16 protein-coding genes are annotated in these 16,095 nt (G+C 51.5%); all 16 read left to right on the forward strand.

Features of this window, described 5'->3' with window-relative positions:
- Window positions 1-304: 304 nt before the first annotated feature.
- A complete protein-coding gene (locus K5753_05230) occupies window positions 305-490 on the forward strand; it encodes a hypothetical protein (GenBank protein ID MCR4726602.1) in 186 nt (61 codons plus the stop codon).
- Window positions 487-1,260: a M50 family metallopeptidase gene (locus K5753_05235; GenBank protein ID MCR4726603.1), complete on the forward strand. Its 774-nt coding sequence runs from the start codon at window positions 487-489 to the stop codon at window positions 1,258-1,260. The genes K5753_05230 and K5753_05235 overlap by 4 nt, the downstream gene beginning before the upstream one ends.
- A 130-nt stretch (window positions 1,261-1,390) precedes the next feature.
- Window positions 1,391-3,154 carry a TIGR03960 family B12-binding radical SAM protein gene (locus K5753_05240; protein MCR4726604.1) on the forward strand — a complete coding sequence of 588 codons (1,764 nt, stop codon included), beginning with the start codon at window positions 1,391-1,393 and terminating at the stop codon, window positions 3,152-3,154.
- The gene (locus tag K5753_05245) at window positions 3,151-3,837 is read left to right on the forward strand and encodes a TIGR03936 family radical SAM-associated protein (GenBank protein ID MCR4726605.1); all 687 of its coding nucleotides are present in this window, start codon (window positions 3,151-3,153) and stop codon (window positions 3,835-3,837) included. The genes K5753_05240 and K5753_05245 overlap by 4 nt, the downstream gene beginning before the upstream one ends.
- A 3-nt stretch (window positions 3,838-3,840) precedes the next feature.
- Window positions 3,841-5,688, forward strand: a complete 1,848-nt coding sequence (locus K5753_05250; protein ID MCR4726606.1) for an MFS transporter — start codon at window positions 3,841-3,843, stop codon at window positions 5,686-5,688.
- 387 nt (window positions 5,689-6,075) lie between these two features.
- Window positions 6,076-6,846, forward strand: a complete 771-nt coding sequence (locus K5753_05255; protein ID MCR4726607.1) for a nuclear transport factor 2 family protein — start codon at window positions 6,076-6,078, stop codon at window positions 6,844-6,846.
- A gap of 67 nt (window positions 6,847-6,913) precedes the next feature.
- Window positions 6,914-7,351, forward strand: coding sequence for an Rrf2 family transcriptional regulator (locus K5753_05260; GenBank protein MCR4726608.1), 438 nt, complete (start codon window positions 6,914-6,916; stop codon window positions 7,349-7,351).
- A 9-nt stretch (window positions 7,352-7,360) separates the two neighbouring features.
- Window positions 7,361-7,762 (forward strand): pyridoxamine 5'-phosphate oxidase family protein, encoded by a 402-nt coding sequence (locus K5753_05265; protein ID MCR4726609.1) that lies wholly within the window; start codon window positions 7,361-7,363, stop codon window positions 7,760-7,762.
- Between the two features lie 16 nt (window positions 7,763-7,778).
- Window positions 7,779-8,372, forward strand: a complete 594-nt coding sequence (locus tag K5753_05270; protein ID MCR4726610.1) for a sugar O-acetyltransferase — start codon at window positions 7,779-7,781, stop codon at window positions 8,370-8,372.
- 13 nt (window positions 8,373-8,385) lie between these two features.
- Entirely contained in the window at window positions 8,386-9,129 is a 744-nt protein-coding gene (locus K5753_05275) for a protein-ADP-ribose hydrolase (GenBank protein MCR4726611.1), read from the forward strand.
- On the forward strand, window positions 9,095-9,988 hold the full coding sequence (locus K5753_05280) for a hypothetical protein (GenBank protein MCR4726612.1): 894 nt from the start codon (window positions 9,095-9,097) through the stop codon (window positions 9,986-9,988). Before K5753_05275 ends, K5753_05280 begins: the two co-directional genes overlap by 35 nt.
- A 314-nt stretch (window positions 9,989-10,302) precedes the next feature.
- Window positions 10,303-11,127: a uridylate kinase gene (locus tag K5753_05285; GenBank protein ID MCR4726613.1), complete on the forward strand. Its 825-nt coding sequence runs from the start codon at window positions 10,303-10,305 to the stop codon at window positions 11,125-11,127.
- 178 nt (window positions 11,128-11,305) lie between these two features.
- On the forward strand, window positions 11,306-12,631 hold the full coding sequence (locus K5753_05290; GenBank protein MCR4726614.1) for an SPFH domain-containing protein: 1,326 nt from the start codon (window positions 11,306-11,308) through the stop codon (window positions 12,629-12,631).
- A gap of 14 nt (window positions 12,632-12,645) precedes the next feature.
- A complete protein-coding gene (locus K5753_05295; protein ID MCR4726615.1) occupies window positions 12,646-13,938 on the forward strand; it encodes an ABC transporter permease in 1,293 nt (430 codons plus the stop codon).
- A 113-nt stretch (window positions 13,939-14,051) separates the two neighbouring features.
- A complete protein-coding gene (locus tag K5753_05300; GenBank protein MCR4726616.1) occupies window positions 14,052-14,570 on the forward strand; it encodes an AbrB/MazE/SpoVT family DNA-binding domain-containing protein in 519 nt (172 codons plus the stop codon).
- On the forward strand, window positions 14,548-16,089 hold the full coding sequence (locus K5753_05305; protein ID MCR4726617.1) for an oligosaccharide flippase family protein: 1,542 nt from the start codon (window positions 14,548-14,550) through the stop codon (window positions 16,087-16,089). The genes K5753_05300 and K5753_05305 overlap by 23 nt, the downstream gene beginning before the upstream one ends.
- Window positions 16,090-16,095: the final 6 nt, after the last annotated feature.

The following is a 16,095-nucleotide window of genomic DNA, read 5'->3' on the forward strand; positions in this document are numbered from 1 at the left end:
GGTCTTGGACGGGTTCTTCGAAGTGAATCCGCAGTCCGTCGTCGCGGAGATTCGGGTGGACAGCGTGGGGACTTACGAGATCAAGCTGTCGGCAAGGGCGTTTCGGGTGCGCGGCACCCGAAGCAGAATCGAGCGAGCATAACGGCGCAATTGCTTCGTTTACTGCCTGCGGGTCGGCGAAATCTCGTACGAGAAGTACGCTCAATCGCCGCCCCCTTGTCGAGCCTCGCACTTGCGCGGTTCTTCTCGCTCGATAGATAATGTTGCGGTTCTTTTGGGGAGTCGGTGCGGCATATCCTTTTCTATGAAGGTCATTCGCGGCGAGGGGTACGAGGGGAAAAATATCATCGTTCGGAAAGGGGAAAAGGTCGGCGCGTTCGTTTGCGGTCTTTTGCTGTTCGGCGCGGCGGTATATCTCGTTTCCACTGTCCTTTTCAAAGGGCTGTTCGGCGATTTTATTTCGATCGACGCGTTTTCGGTTTCCTTTTGAAAGTTCGCGTTCACCCGTCGTTTATCGCATTTATATTCGCGTACACTCTTTTCGGCGGGGTGCTTTCTTATCTCGTGGCGTTTCTTGCGGTTTTGGCGCACGAATTTTCCCACCTTTTGATCGCCGTGATTTCGGGCGAAAGAGATCTTTTGATCACCTTGATGCCGTACGGCGCGTCGCTTCGGATCGAAGGGGAGAGCGGCAAGACGTCGGCGATCTTGCTGGCGGGTCCTTTCGGAAGCGTCGTCGCGGCGTGCGTTTCTCTTGCGATCGCATGGCTTTTCCCCGAATCGTACGGATTTTTGAAAGGCTTCGTCCGCGCGAACGTTTCCGTCGCTCTCGTCAATCTTCTTCCCGCCTATCCCTTGGACGGCGGAAGATTGCTCCGCGAATGGTTTCCCGTAAAATGGGTGAGGCGCGTAACGTCCGTGACGCCGCTTTTTCTCGCGTTTGCGTTTTTCGCGCTGTTTTTCTTCGAAAAAGTGAAAAATCCCACGCATTTTACCTTTGCGCTTTTTATGCTCGTTTACTTTCTTTCCTTTTCCGTGCGCCGCCCCTTGAAAGTCGAAAAAGACGCGCCTCTTTTCTCGGTCGTTCGGGCGGACGAAGAGGGCGCGTTTCGCTCGGTGACCGTCACGGACGGCGGAAAGAAAATCGCGAAGATCCGAGGCGAAGAGATCGCGAGGTTGGTTCTTCGCTATCCGCGCGAGCTTTCGGTCAAGAACGTCCTTAAAAAGGAGAGAGAAAGCCGCCGCGACGTGATTTCTTGAAACGAACCGCCGATCGACGGTATAAAACGTAAGTCAAACGGGAAAAGCGCCGTTTTCTTTCCCGCGCGCGTTGAGATTACGTCTTGTTATTTTTTTATTCCTATGATATAATCGTAATGCGAGGACACAAATGAATCTCAAAGAAATATTACTGAAAGCGGAAAAACCTGCGCGTTACAGCGGCGGCGAAGTCAATACGCCCGATATGAATAAGCCCTGCGACGTGCGTTTTTGCATTTGTATGCCCGACTTATATGAAGTCGGGATGTCCAATCTCGGGCTGAAAATCCTGTATCACGTTTTGAATCGGCAAGAAGGAACGGTTTGCGAGCGCGCGTTTGCGCCCGCGCTTGATTTCCGCGCGCTCTTAAAAGAGAACGGATTGCCTTTGATGAGCCTTGAAACGAAGACTCCCTTAAAGGATTTCGATATGATCGGTTTTTCCGTCCAGTACGAGATGCTCTATACCGGAATTCTGTACGTTATGGAAGCGGCGGGGATCCCCTTCCGCGCGAAAGATCGCTCGGACGATTTCCCCGTGATCTGCGGCGGCGGACCTTCCGCGATCAACCCCGAACCGATCGCCGATTTCTTCGATCTGTTTATGGTGGGCGAGGGAGAAGAAACCATCGTGTCGCTGACCGAACTCTATAAAAAATGCAAAAAGGAGAAAAAGACGAAAGCGGAGTTTTTGGCGCTTGCGGAAGATATCGAAGGGGTCTACGTTCCCTCTCTCAACACGCCGGAGCATCGGAAGACGGTGAAAAAAGCCGTCGTCCGCGATTTCGATTCCTGCTTTTATCCGACCGCGCAATTGATGCCGACTTTGGAAGTCGTCCACGACCGCGCGATGCTCGAATTGTATCGCGGCTGTCAAAACGGTTGCCGCTTCTGTCAAGCGGGATACTATTATCGCCCGATCCGCTATCGTAAAAAAGAGACGGCGAAAAAACTGCTCCTTGATCTGATCAAGGAAACGGGATACGACGAGATCAGTCTCGGCTCGCTTTCGACGGGGGATTATCCCTATCTCGAAGAATTGCTTTCCGAGATCAAGCCGATCGCCGCGAAGGCGAGGGTCAATCTCGCGCTTCCGTCCCTTCGCCTCGATTCCTTCAAAAAGGAATATGCGGAGAGCAGTCGAAAAAGCTCGTTGACTTTCGCGCCCGAAGCGGGGACGCAACGCCTTCGCAACGTCATCAATAAGAACGTTACGGAAGACGATATTCGAAGCGGGCTTTCCGCCGCGTTCGATCAAGGGTATAACAGCGTCAAACTCTATTTTATGCTCGGGCTTCCGACCGAGACGGACGAAGACCTTTTGGGGATCGCGGATCTCGTTCGCTTGATCCGCTCGATCTATTACGAAAATCATCGGGGCGCGATCAATATTTCGGTCAGTTGCTCGGTCTTTATCCCGAAACCCGGGACGCCTTTCCAATGGGAAGCGCAGATCGATATTCCCGAAATGCGCCGCAGGCAGTTCCTCGTTAAGGACGAACTTCGAAAGATCAAAGGCGCGTCTTTCCATTATCACGACCGCGAAACGAGCGAACTCGAAGCGATCTTCGCGCGCGGCGACCGCGATCTCGCGGATCTCATCGAGCTTGCCTATAAAAAAGGCGCGATGTTCGACAGCTGGACGGAGCATTTCCATTACGAAATTTGGGAAGAAGCGATGGCGGAGCTCAAAATCGATAAAGAGAGGTATCTCGGCGCGCAGCCCTTGGACAAGCCTTTGCCTTGGGAATTCATCGACATCGGCGTAACGCGGAAATATCTTTTGCGAGAGCGGGAAAAAGCCTATCGCGCCGAGACGACCAAAGGATGCGATAAGGGCTGTCAAGGGTGCGGCGCGATGAGTTTCGCCCCTTGTGACGAGGTAGCGAGATGATCGTCGTTTTGAAACATTTTAAGCGTGGGAATATGGTTTACGTGTCGCATATCGATCTGTTGCGACACTTTACGCGCGCCTTTCGGAGAGCGGGGCTCGAAATCGAATTTTCGGAAGGGTTCAACCCGCATATGCTGATCAATCTCGGGACGCCGCTGCCGCTCGGAATGAATAGTTCCGCGGAGTATTTGACCGTCCGCGCGAACGTCTCTTCCGCCGAAGAATTTTTGGAAAAGTACAATGCGGTCGCGCCCGAAGGGGTAGACGCGATTCGCGCGTTCGCGCCTCCCGTCGATCCCAAGCTCGCGGCTCGGGTCGTGGCGGCGGATTATTCGGTCAAAGCCGAAAACCATCTCGATAAAAAGAAGGAGATCGAATCCTTCGTAAATCTGCCTTCGATCGAAATGCCCGTTACGAAAAAGGGAGAGACCAAGATCAAAGAGGTCGCGCCCCTCGTCAACGGGATTCGGGTCTATCCCGACAGCGTCAACGTCTGCCTCGCCGCTGGGAACACCACTTTGCGCGCGGACGCTTTTCTTTCTTTCCTCGCGGAAAAGATCGGTTTTACGGCGCACGTCGAAGACCTTTGGAAGTACGAGCAGTACGTCCGCGTAGGCGGCGCGTTACTTGAAACGGACGAATATCTGAATCAACTCGAAAGCGGGCTTTCCGCAAAGGAGTAAGCTATGAAATTGAATTACAAACGCACGATCAAAGTCGGACTTGCGTTCGCGATCATTATGCTGTTTTGGACGGCGTACGATTTCGTGATCCCGCTCCTTCTCGAAAGGGCTTTCGGTCTATCCAACAGCTTGCGCGGCGTCGTTATGGGGATCGATAACATCCTCTCGCTGTTCTTGCTTCCGATCTTCGGAAAATGGTCGGACAATATCAATACGAAGAGGGGGAAAAGGACGCCGTTCGTCTTTATCGGGACCATCCTCTCCGTCGTCATTATGATCTTCGTCCCGATCTCGGCGAGCCGTCAGCTCAAAGACGCGAACGCGCTTCGCTCGGAGATCTACCGCATCGAAGAAGTCGCTTCCGAGAATTTCTCCTACCGCTCCTCCTCGGGCGAGACCTACGAGTCCGGCGAGGCGTTTTATACGATGATGTATTCCGCCGAAGCCAAATCCGGCGTCGGCTACGCGTATTCCGATCACGACTACTTGAAACTCAACGATAAAAACACCCTCGAAAAGTATCTCGAAATCGCGAAAAAGGGCAAAACCGAGATCGAAAAGAAAAATAATAAGTATTACGCCTACGTCATAACTTCGGAAAGCGGTTCGGTCGCGACGGGCGACTACGCTTATACGCTCGGCCGCACGGAGATCACCAAAGAGGAATACGACGCGTTTAAGGCGCAAAACGAAGAATACGAGAAATTCGTCGAGCCCGGAATCGCGGTCTTCGCGAGTGAGGAAGTCAATTCCAAGATCACGAAAAAACACCCAGAACGCATCGGCATCTATCTCGCGATCCTCTTCCTCGTCCTCGTCGCGATGGCGTCTTTCCGTTCGCCCGCGGTCGCTTTGATGCCCGACGTTACGCCCAAGCCGCTCCGCTCCCAAGCGAACGCGATGATCAACCTGATGGGCGGGATCGGCGGCGCGTTTGCCTTCGTCATCTACACCGTCGGTTTCATCATATCCGAGAACAGTTTCATTCAGATCTTCGCGATCTGCGCGGCGACGATGGTCGCGCTGCTCGTCGCGTTCCTGTTCTTGGTGGACGAGAATAAGTACGTCGAAGATTGCAAAAAAGAATGCGAAGCGCACGGCATCAGTAATGACGACGAAGCGACCGAGATTCCGCATCACCAATCGGAAAAAGCGGAAGAGGGCGGCGAATCCGCTCCCGCGGCGCTTTCCGCCGAGGCGATCGCGGCTGAGAAGAAAAAGCACGAAAGAGCTTATCGCCGCAGTTTCTTCTTTATCCTCGCTTCCACCTTTATGTGGTTCATGGGTTATAACGCGATCTCTTCGAACCTTTCGGTTTATTGCACGAAGGTCTTGAATCAGTCCGCTGCGATCGCGTCCGTGATCTCCGGCGCGTCGATGGCGGTTTCGGCGATCGCGTTTATCCCGGTCGGGATCCTCGCGGTCAAGATCGGAAGAAGGAAGAGCGTCCTGCTCGGGTTCTCCCTCGCGATCGTCTCCTTTGTCCTCGTCTTCCTCTTCGTCAAGCCCGATCATATGGCGAAATATCTCTTCGCGATCTTCTATCTGATCGCAGGCTTCGGCTTGATCATAACGAACGTCAATACCTTCCCGATGGTCTTGGAGCTTTCCTCTTCTTCCAGCGTCGGAAAATATACGGGATATTACTATATCTCCACGATGAGCGCGCAGGCGATCACCCCCTTTATTTCGGGTCTCGTTATGGATTATTTCGAGGATCAGTACTTGTTTCTTTATTCCGCGATTTGCGTCGTCGCGGCGTTCGTGTTTATGTTCTTTACGAGATACGGCGATTCGAAGCCCGTGCCTGCGGCGTCGGCGTTGGAATATTTAGGCGCGGGCGACGACTGATGCGCGCGGATAAAGGCGCATCTGCTTCGTTAACTATCTGCGCCGCCGCGCGTCACGTACAAGGAGTACGCTCGCACGCGTCGGCTTGATGAGCCTCGCATCTACTACCTTTCTCCGCGCGCATAGCCCGCGAACGCATATAAAGGCGACTACCGATAGGGATTTTATGAAAAATTAAAATTCGATGATAATTGCACTTTCGAGCGGTCAACAAATTAGGATTTGGAGAATATCCGAGTCCTTTTTGTTTGTAACACGTGAATTTTGCGGGAAATAATAAATTTTTTAAAACTTGTAATAAAACTCTTGACAAGTGCACTTGTAATGCCATACAATACAAGTGCAATCGGAAATTGCAAATAATTATCATGTCGGAGGAATAGAAAAATGACAAACATTGAAAAAGCAAAGGCTCTTATCGGAACTTTCAATTCGGGAGATCTCAAATTGGCGGACAGTATGCTTGCCGAAAAGTACACGCAACACAACTTGGCGTTTGCGGACGGAAGAGACGCTTTTATCGCCGCAGTCGCAGGATTGCAACAAGCACCCGTGAAAACTACGGTCAACGTAGTGCGAGAGTTTGCAGATGGCGAGTATGTAGTGCTACAGGTCGTATATAACTTTGCGGGCGCGGGCGAACAAATCAATTTCGACGTGTTCCGTTTTGAAAACGGTTTGATCGCAGAGCATTGGGATAATGCAACGTCCAAAGCACCGGCAAATCCGAGCGGACACACCCAAATCGACGGCGATACGGCTATTATTCCCAACGGAAATACCGAGAAAACGAGAGCCATTGTTTCGGGCTTCATCGGTGATGTGCTTCGTGGTGAGAACCCCGATAAACTCACTTCTTATTTTGATGGGGACAAGTATATTCAACACAATATCGCCATTGCAGACGGATTGTCCGGTTTAGGCGCAGCACTCGGCGAGATGGCGAAAGCGGGCATTCAAATGATCTATAACCGCACGTTCAAAGTTCTTGCTTGCGGCAACTATGCGCTTGGTATGAGCGAAGGCACGTTCGGAGGCAAACCCACCGTTTACTATGATCTTTTCAGAGTGGAAAACGGTTTCATTGCCGAGCATTGGGACGTTATGGAAGAAACAATGCCGAAAGAAAAATGGGCGAACCTGAACGGGAAGTTCTAAAACTTGTAATAAGCCAGGTGACATCTTCGTCTTTTTGTGATATACTATTTATGACGGAGGTGTTATTATGCAAATAACGAGTAAGTTTACCATTGGCGTACATATCATCGCCGCTTTGGAATATTTCAAAAACGACTATAACGTGACAAGTGGATTCCTTGCGGGAAGCGTCGGTGCCAATCCCGTTCTTATTCGCACGATCATGAGCGAATTAAAAGACGCCGGATTTATCAAAATCAGTCAAGGGAAAACGGGCATCTGCCTTGCTAAACCGATAGAAGAAATCTCTTTTTACGATATTTACAAAGCGCTCGATTGCGTGGAGGAAAACGGACTGTTCCATTTCCACGAGAACCCGAATATGAATTGCCCCGTTGGAAAGAACATTCATAAGACAATGGACGAGCGCCTTGCCGCTATTCAGGATTCAATGGAATCGGAAATGAAGAAAATATCGGTCGGCGACGTGTATAAAGACATCAAAAAAGAAATGAACTTGCAATGAGGTGAAAAGATGAACAAAGTCGTAGAAGAACTGAAAAAGGTCGGAGTGTTTTATATCGCCACCGTTGAGGGCGATCAACCGAGAGTTCGCCCATTCTCTTCGGTCGCGGAGTTCGACGGAAACGCCTATATTTGTTGCGGAAATCATAAGGAGATATATAAACAGATATCAGCAAATCCAAAAATCGAACTTTGCGGAATGTATGACGGCGGGACGTGGCTTCGCGTATCCGCCGTTGCCGTGGAAGATAACCGCGCGGAAGTACAACAAGCGGTACTCGATGATCCCACGGGACCGAAACAACTCTATAAAGCGGGCGACGGACGGTTTGTGACCTATCGTTTGACCGAGATCAAAGCATTGAAGTATAACTTCTACGCCGCGCCTGAAAAGATAAAAGAAAATGAGTGATAAAGGAATCGGTGAAATGAGCGAAAAAACGAAAATGCTATCAGGAGAACTGTACGACCCGAGCGACGAAGAATTGCTTGCGCTACGAAAGAAGTGCCACGGTCTTTGTTTGAAATATAGTCAAACCACGGAAGAAGACGAGGAGATTAGAGAATCCTTGTTGAAAGAAATGGGTATTGTGCGGGGAAAGAACGTCTATTTGCAGGGACCGATCTATTTTGACTACGGCTGTTTTACTTCCATAGGGGAAAACACCTATGCGAATTTCAATCTGACCGTCTTAGACGTCTGTCCCGTTACGATAGGAAAGAACGTTTTTATGGGAACGGGCGTCAGCATAGTTGCGCCGCTTCATCCTATGAAGTATCAAGAGCGGAATATATTTATGAATGACAAAGGGATAATGACCGACAAGGAATACGGAAAGCCGATCACGATAGAGGATAATTGTTGGATCGCTTCAAACGTTACGATATGCGGCGGAGTAACGATCGGCGCGGGCTCGGTAATAGGGGCGGGCTCGGTCGTAACGAGATCTATTCCGGCAAATTCGTTTGCGGCGGGGAATCCCTGTAAGGTCATTCGTTCGATCGACAACAACGAATTATAAGGCGGATAAGAAAATGGTCGGCACAAAGTGGTGCATCGAATATCTGAAAAAATATAACGGGATCGACGCTTTGCCCGATATGCCGGACGAGGCGCTTTTCCGCGCGCTTCAAAATATCACGATGCCCTATGCGTTGTCCGAGGAGTTTTATCAAAAACAGGATGCCGTACTGCAAGAGATACTATCTCGTAAAGATATTACGAACGTCGCCGATTTTCCGGATGGTATCTCTCTTTGGAAAGGTGATATTACTCTTCTGAAAGCGGATGCTATCGTCAATGCTTGCAACAATAAAATGCTCGGCTGTTTCGTGCCGGGACATCATTGTATCGACAATGCCATTCATTCTTTTGCCGGTTTGCAAGTCAGACGGGATATGATGGCGACAATGAAAGAACAAGGTCATGACGAGCCTAACGGCGATTGCAAAGTGACGAAAGGATATAATTTGCCGTCCGAATACATTTTTCACACGGTCGGTCCGATTTATTCGGGGAAGAAACAAGACGAGATCGACCTTGCTGCCTGCTACCGTGCGTGTCTGAAAAAAGCGGACGAGATGGAATTGACTTCCCTCGTCTTTTGCTGTTTGTCCACAGGTATCTTTGGGTATCCGATAGAGGAAGCGACGTCCATAGCGATACGAGAAGTCAAGACTTATTTGTCGGAGAAAAACAAGAATCTTCGTAAAGTGGTATTCAACGTGTTCAGAGGACAGGATTATGACGTATATCAAAGACTACTCGCAAGAGATTGAAAAGATAAAGGTAGCCATAAACGGAGCGGACGCTGTATTGATCGGCGCAGGCGCGGGACTATCCACCTCCGCAGGATTGACGTATAGCGGAGAACGATTTGAGCGGTATTTCTTCGACTTTGCTGAAAAATACGGCATAACCGATATATATTCGGGCGGGTTTTATCCCTTTTCCGATGAAGAAACTCGTTGGGCGTGGTGGGCAAGGCATATCTATTTCAATAGATATATCGACGCGCCGAAACCCGTTTATAGCAAATTGTATTCCCTTGTCCAAAACAAGGAGTATTTCGTTTTAACGACCAACGTCGATCATCAATTCCAACGAGCGGGATTCGACAAGAATCGTTTGTTTTATACGCAGGGCGATTATGGGTTGTTCCAAAGTACGAATCCAAGAATAAAAAAGACGTTTGACAACGAAGAATGGACGATGAAAGCGATGGCGGCGCAAGGCTTTGTCCGTGACGAAAACGGCGTGTTTACCGTGCCGGAAGACAAAAGAATCTCAATGCGCATCCCTACCGAACTGATACCGCGCTGTCCGATAACAAACGGTGCGGTAACAATGAATCTCCGCTCGGATGATACCTTTGTCGAAGATGAAGGTTGGCACGAAGCAAGTCACCGTTATGCGGAGTTTGTCGGGAAATGCGCCGACAAGAAGATCGTTTTTCTCGAACTCGGCGTCGGTGGCAATACGCCCGTGATTATCAAATACCCGTTTTGGCGTATGACCTATGCAAACAAAAACGCAACCTATATTTGCATTAACTACGGCGAGGCGATATGCCCTGACCAAATCAAGGAGAGATCTATTTGCATTGATGCGGATATAGAAGCGGTACTATCCAAATAATCGTTACTATCCGCAAATGGGAAAGTGTCTCAAAAGGCGCATCTGCTTCGTTTGCTGATTTCGAATCGCGCAGTTATGTACAAGGAGTACACGCCTGCGCGATTCTTTGTCGAGCCTCGCATCTGCGCCCTTCTCCGAATTCTCGGGTGAATGTGCGTTAGGTTCGTTGGCGCGATCATTGTTTGCCCGAATTTGCGGAAAAACGGCGATTTTTTTCGTTTCGTTTTTACGTTTGCTTTTTTTTCGCGCGAAAGATATAATAAGAATAGGATAAGAAAGGCTTCGGGCTTTTTTTTCGAGACGAAGGAGAAAAAATGAAATTCGATTGTGAACTTGTTGGAAAAGTCGGTTCGATGGCGCTCATCGATAAAAAGAGAAACGCGCTGAGTTACGACGCCGTCGCGCGCATTTCGCAGGATCTCAGACCGGGCGATATTTGGGTCACGAGCGGCGCGGTGGAAGTCGGCAGGCTGGACTATATCCAAAGAAACGGCAGGGAGATCGACGGAGACGACGAGGACGTTAAGACCGATTACAGCGCGCAAGGGCAAACCGTCCTTATGAACACCTATCGCCAATTCATCGATCCGAAGTTCAGCGTTCGTCAGATCCTCGTCGAGCATCAGCATTTCAACGATCCCGAAAAGCGCGAGCATCTTCGCGCGATGCTTCTCCGCGCGAAAGAGCAGGGCGCGATCCCCATCATCAACTATAACGACGCGGTCAGCTGCGAAGAGACGCGCAACCTCGAAATCCGTAATTTGAAGCTCAAATCGGCGCACGTCGTCCAATGCGTGGATAACGACGAGACGGCGAGTCAGATCGCTTGCTTGATGAAAGCGGAGACCCTTTTGATCCTGACTTCGACCGAGGGGATCTATACGGACAGCAAAGATAAATCCACCCTCGTTCCCTTGATCGGCGGAAAAGATATCGAAGAGCTTATCAAAAACGTCGAATATTATCAAACGCTTTGCGAAGGCGCGAGCCGCAAGGGCGCGAACGGCGCGAAAGCCAAACTCGAATACATCAAGGAGCCTCTCTATAACGGAACGAAAGTCATTATCGCATCCTCGCAGTACGGGATCCGAGAGATCCTTTCGGGTAGCGTCCCCTGCACGGTCATTAAGACGTACTAAAAACAAAAAAACGGTTTCGCCTTCTTAGGGTGAGACCGTTTTTCCTTTATTCGAGTTTTATTGACATTTGAGCGGGGTTGTAATATAATATTACAAGTCTGTAACGAGTCGGTTTTTCGGCTCGAAAAAATTTCAATCGTGTGCGCGCTTTTGCGGCGAGACACAAAAGGAGAATACCGTGGGACTGATTAAAGCGATAGCAGGGGCAACTTCCGGCGCGTTTGCCGACCAATGGAAAGAATTTTTCTATTGCGAATCGATGGACAGAGACGTCCTCGTTTGCAAAGGCGTAAATAAGATCAACAGAAAGCGTTCCAGCAACTATAAGGGAAGCGAGAACGTCATTTCGAACGGTTCCGGCATCGCCGTCGCGGACGGACAATGCATGATCATCGTGGAGCAAGGCGCGGTCGTCGAGCTCTGCGCGGAGCCCGGTCAATACACCTATGACAAATCGTCCGAACCCAGCATTTTTTACGGCGGACTCGGAAAGGGCATCGTCGGCATCTTCAAAACCATCGGAAGGCGTATCGGTTACGGCGGCGACACCGGCAAAGATCAACGCGTCTACTATATCAATTTGAAAGAGTTGATCGATAATAAATTCGGGACGAGGAATCCCGTTCCTTTCCGCGTCGTGGATCACAATATCCGCCTCGATATCGACGTCTCCGTCCGCTGCTCGGGCGTCTTCTCCTATAAGATCACCAACCCTCTTTTGTTCTATAAAAACGTCTGCGGAAACGTGACGGATAATTACACGAGAAGCGAGATCGACGCGCAACTCAAAGAGGAATTCATCAGCGCGCTGCAACCCGGTTTCGGAAAGCTTTCCGCGATGGAAATGCGCCCGAACCAGATCCCCGCGCACGTCGCCGAACTCGAACAGGCGATGAACGAGGCTCTTTCCGAAAAGTGGCGCGATCTCAGAGGTCTCGAAATCGTGTCCATCGCGCTCGGAAGCGTGACTTTGCCGAAAGAGGACGAGGATCTTATCAAGGAAGCGCAGCGTCAATCCATTTATCGCGACCCGTCGATGGCGGCGGCTTCTCTCGTCGGAGCGCAAGGCGACGCGATGCGCGCCGCAGCCGCAAACCGCAACGGCGCGATGATGGGCTTTATGGGGATGGGTATGGCGCAATCCGCCGGCGGAATGAACGCGAACGCGCTTTTCGGAATGGCTGCCGAGCAGAATAAAATGCGCGCGCAGGAAGCTCCGAAAGCCGCAACGGCGCCCGCCGGAAGCTGGAAATGCTCTTGCGGCGCGATTTGCACGGGAAAATTCTGCGTCGAATGCGGCGCGAAGAAACCCGAAGAGGGCTGGAAATGCTCCTGCGGCGCGATCAACAAAGGAAAGTTCTGCGCGGAGTGCGGAGCGAAAAAGCCCGCGGGCGAGCCGCTCTATCGCTGCGATAAATGCGGATGGGAGCCCGAAGACCCGAAGCATCCCCCGAAGTTCTGCCCCGAATGCGGCGATCCCTTCGACGGCGACGATATCAAATGAGTTTGAGGTAGATTATGCCCGAAGTTAAAAATTTGACCTGTCCTTGCTGCGGCGGTTCGCTCCGTTTCGACGCCGCGTCGCAAAACGTCAAGTGTCCTTATTGCGACAGCGAATTTTCCGTGGACGATTTGAAATCGTACGACGAAGAACTCGAAAAAGATTTCAAGGACGAAACCGATCTCCATACCGGATCCGAATCCGAATTATCCGCGGAAGACCTCGAAGGACTGAACGTCTTTTTATGCGAATCCTGCGGCGGTGAGATCATCGCGGGGGAAAACACTTCTGCGACGATTTGCCCGTATTGCTGCAATCCCGTCGTGATCCAAGGCAGATTGACCCAAGGTTACAAGCCGAGATATATTATTCCGTTCAAGAAGGATAAAGCCGCCGCGGTCGCCGCTTTATCCGAACACTTGAAGCATAAGCCGCTCCTTCCGCGCGTCTTCAAATCCGAAAGCAAACTGAACGAGATCCAATCGCTTTACGTTCCTTTTTGGCTGTACGACGCGGACGTCGACGCGAGACTCAAATTCTCGGGAACGAGAGAGCGCACTTGGTCCACGGAGTCCTACGATTATAAAGAAGTCAGCTACTATTCTTTGATCCGCGCGGGAAAGATCGGATTCGAGCATTTGCCGGTGGACGCGTCTTCTTCCATTCCGAATAATCTTTCCGAATCGGTGGAGCCCTACGATTTCTCGGGTGCGGACGATTTTAAGACCACCTATCTCGCGGGATATCTGTCGGATAAGTTCGACGTCAGCGCGGAAGATAATTCCGAGAGGGCGGTGCAACGCATGAAGGAAACCACCGTTACCGCCTTCCGCTCCACGACGAGGAACTTTGACAACGTCAGGACGGAAAGCTGCAACGTTAAACTGTCGAACACCAATCACGATTACGCGCTTTTCCCGATGCACGTTCTGAACGCGACTTGGCGCGATAAAAAGTTTACCTTCGGGATGAACGGACAAACGGGGAAATTCGTCGGAGACCTTCCGACTTCGCCTTTCCTTTTCGCGCTGTGGCTCGTTCTCTCTTTCGTCGTCCTCGGCGCGCTCTTCGGCGTGATCGGGTTCTTTGCGTCGGATCGGTCGGCGGGAGGAATCGTGATCGGCTTGATCTTCGCGCTGATCGTTTCCCTGATCATCGTCTTCGCGATGAAAAAGAAGAATAAATCGATCGCGTTTCGATACGGCTCGGCGGATTACATAAAACCGAACAGTTGGATCGTCGAGGAAGCAAGAGATATTTTCCTTTATAAGAAGATCACGAAAAAGCCGCGTAACAACGGTTCGAAATAATTAACCGAAATCGCTCTCTCCGAAAGGGAAGAGCGATTTTTCGTTTCTCACGGCGGTACGGGTGGGTTTTGAATATTTTTCCTTTTTTTTACATACTACCCTGCGGAGGTAGTATGAAAGCAACGGGAATACTCAGAAGAATCGATGAACTCGGCAGGGTCGTCATCCCCAAAGAGATTCGGAAAAGCATGAAGATGAGAGAGGGCGAAGAGCTCGAAATCTATACGACCGATCAAGAGGTCGTCCTGAAAAAGTACAGCGAACTCGCCTCGATGGAAAATTTCGCGCGATCCCTTGCGGACGCGATCAAAAAGGTGACGGGGAAAAGCGTCGTCATCGCGGACGCGGATAAGGTTATCGCGTCTTCCGGAAGGGGCGCGATCGCGGAAGGCGAACCCGTCCCCGAAGGGCTTACGAAGATTTCGGAATCGCGCCGAAAGTCGGTCTTGGAGGGGGAGAACCTTTTGCCGCTCGGCGTGGAAGGCGTCCGCGCGCAGATCGTTCAGCCTATTCTCGCCGCGGGCGACCTGTTTGGGACGTTCGTTTTGCAGTCTTTCGATCCGCCCGTCAAAGCGGATGAGCAATTGGCGGCGACGGGAGCAAGTTTTTTTGAAAGCCAGATCAATCGATAAAAGCTACGCGAAGCGGGCGGGAATCTTGACTGCCGTCAGCTTGCTTGCGAAGGTGATCGGCGCCTTATATCGCATTCCGCTGACCAACGTCATCGGCGCGGAAGGCGTCGGGTTGTATCAACTCGTTTTCAGCATTTACGCGCTTTCGATCGCCTTTACGTCCGCTTTTACTTCTACTTTGATCTCGCGCGGCGTTTCTTCTTTGAACGCGATGGAAGAAAACGGGAAAGCGAGAGGCTATTTTCGGAAAGCGACGGCGGAAAGCGTCCTTTCCGCAGCCCTTGCGGCGGCGATCCTCTTTGCGTTCGGCGAGGCGATCGCTTCTTTCCAAGGCGCGCCCGAAGGCGGGCTCGGGTATCGCGTGATCGCTCCCGCGGTCGTCCTTGTCGCGATTCTCTCTTCTTTGAAGGGTTGGTTCGGCGGGAACCTGAATCTTTTGCCGACCGCTTTATCCATCGTCATCGAACAGGTCGTAAAACTCGGGGCGGGGATCTCGCTCGCGCTTCTCTTTCGAGGACGCGGGGTCGCGACTGCCGCCGCGGCGGCGCTCGGCGGCGTCACGATCTCCGAAGCGGCGGCGACGCTCGCATTGGCTTTGACCTATCTGAAAAAGCGGGGCGGCGGGGCGATCGAGCGAGTCCCTTTGCGATCCGTTCTGAAAGAAGGGCTTCCGCTTCGGCTGAACGGGCTTATTCTCCCTTTCGCCGCATTTGCGGACGGGCTTTTGATCGTCCGTCTTTTGATGCGCTACGGGCTTTTCCGCGCGCAGGCGATCTCCTACTACGGGATCTATTCGGGCGCGATGGGCTCGATCGTCAATTTCCCTGTCGTCCTCGTTCTTTCGCTCGCGATCGCCGTGATCCCGCTTTTGTCGCGGGCGAAGGCGACGAGAGATATGCTTTCCCTGAAAGAAAAAAGCTCGCTTACGGTCAAATTGACGATCGCGGTCAGCTTGCCTTTCGCGCTTGCTTTGACCGTGCTTGCGCCGCAGATCGTTACGCTCCTGTATCCCGTCTTTACGGACGAGCAGGCGGCGGTCGCTTCTGCGCTGCTCTCGATCGGCGGCGGGATCGTCCTCTTTTTATCGTTGACGCAGATCTACGCTTCGCTCCTGCAAGCCGTGGATAAAGCGGACGTCGCGGCGGAAAGTTTGGCGATCGCGATGCTTGCGCGCGTCCTTTTGCTTCTCGCCCTCGTCCCGCGGATCGGAGCGATCGGGATCGCGCTTTCGACTTTGATCTCCTACGCGATCGCGACGCTTTTGAACGTCCTGAAATGGGTCGCGTACACGGGCAGGGCGAAAAACGCGCTGAAAACCCTTGCCTCGCTGACCGCTTCGGGTGCTATAATGATACTGGCGATCCTTGCGCCCGTCTTGCTTTTGAAGAGCGCGATTCTTTCTCTCGCGGTATCGGCGGCGGTCGGATCGATCGTGTATTTTGCGTCGGTCGCTCTTTTCAAAGTCTTTTCGATCGGAGAGCTTCGGTCGATGGGTCTGCGGAAGGGAGCGGAGCGATAGGAGGAA

This window comes from Clostridia bacterium (assembly GCA_024685775.1).
Classification (GTDB): domain Bacteria; phylum Bacillota; class Clostridia; order Christensenellales; family CAG-1252; genus CAG-1252.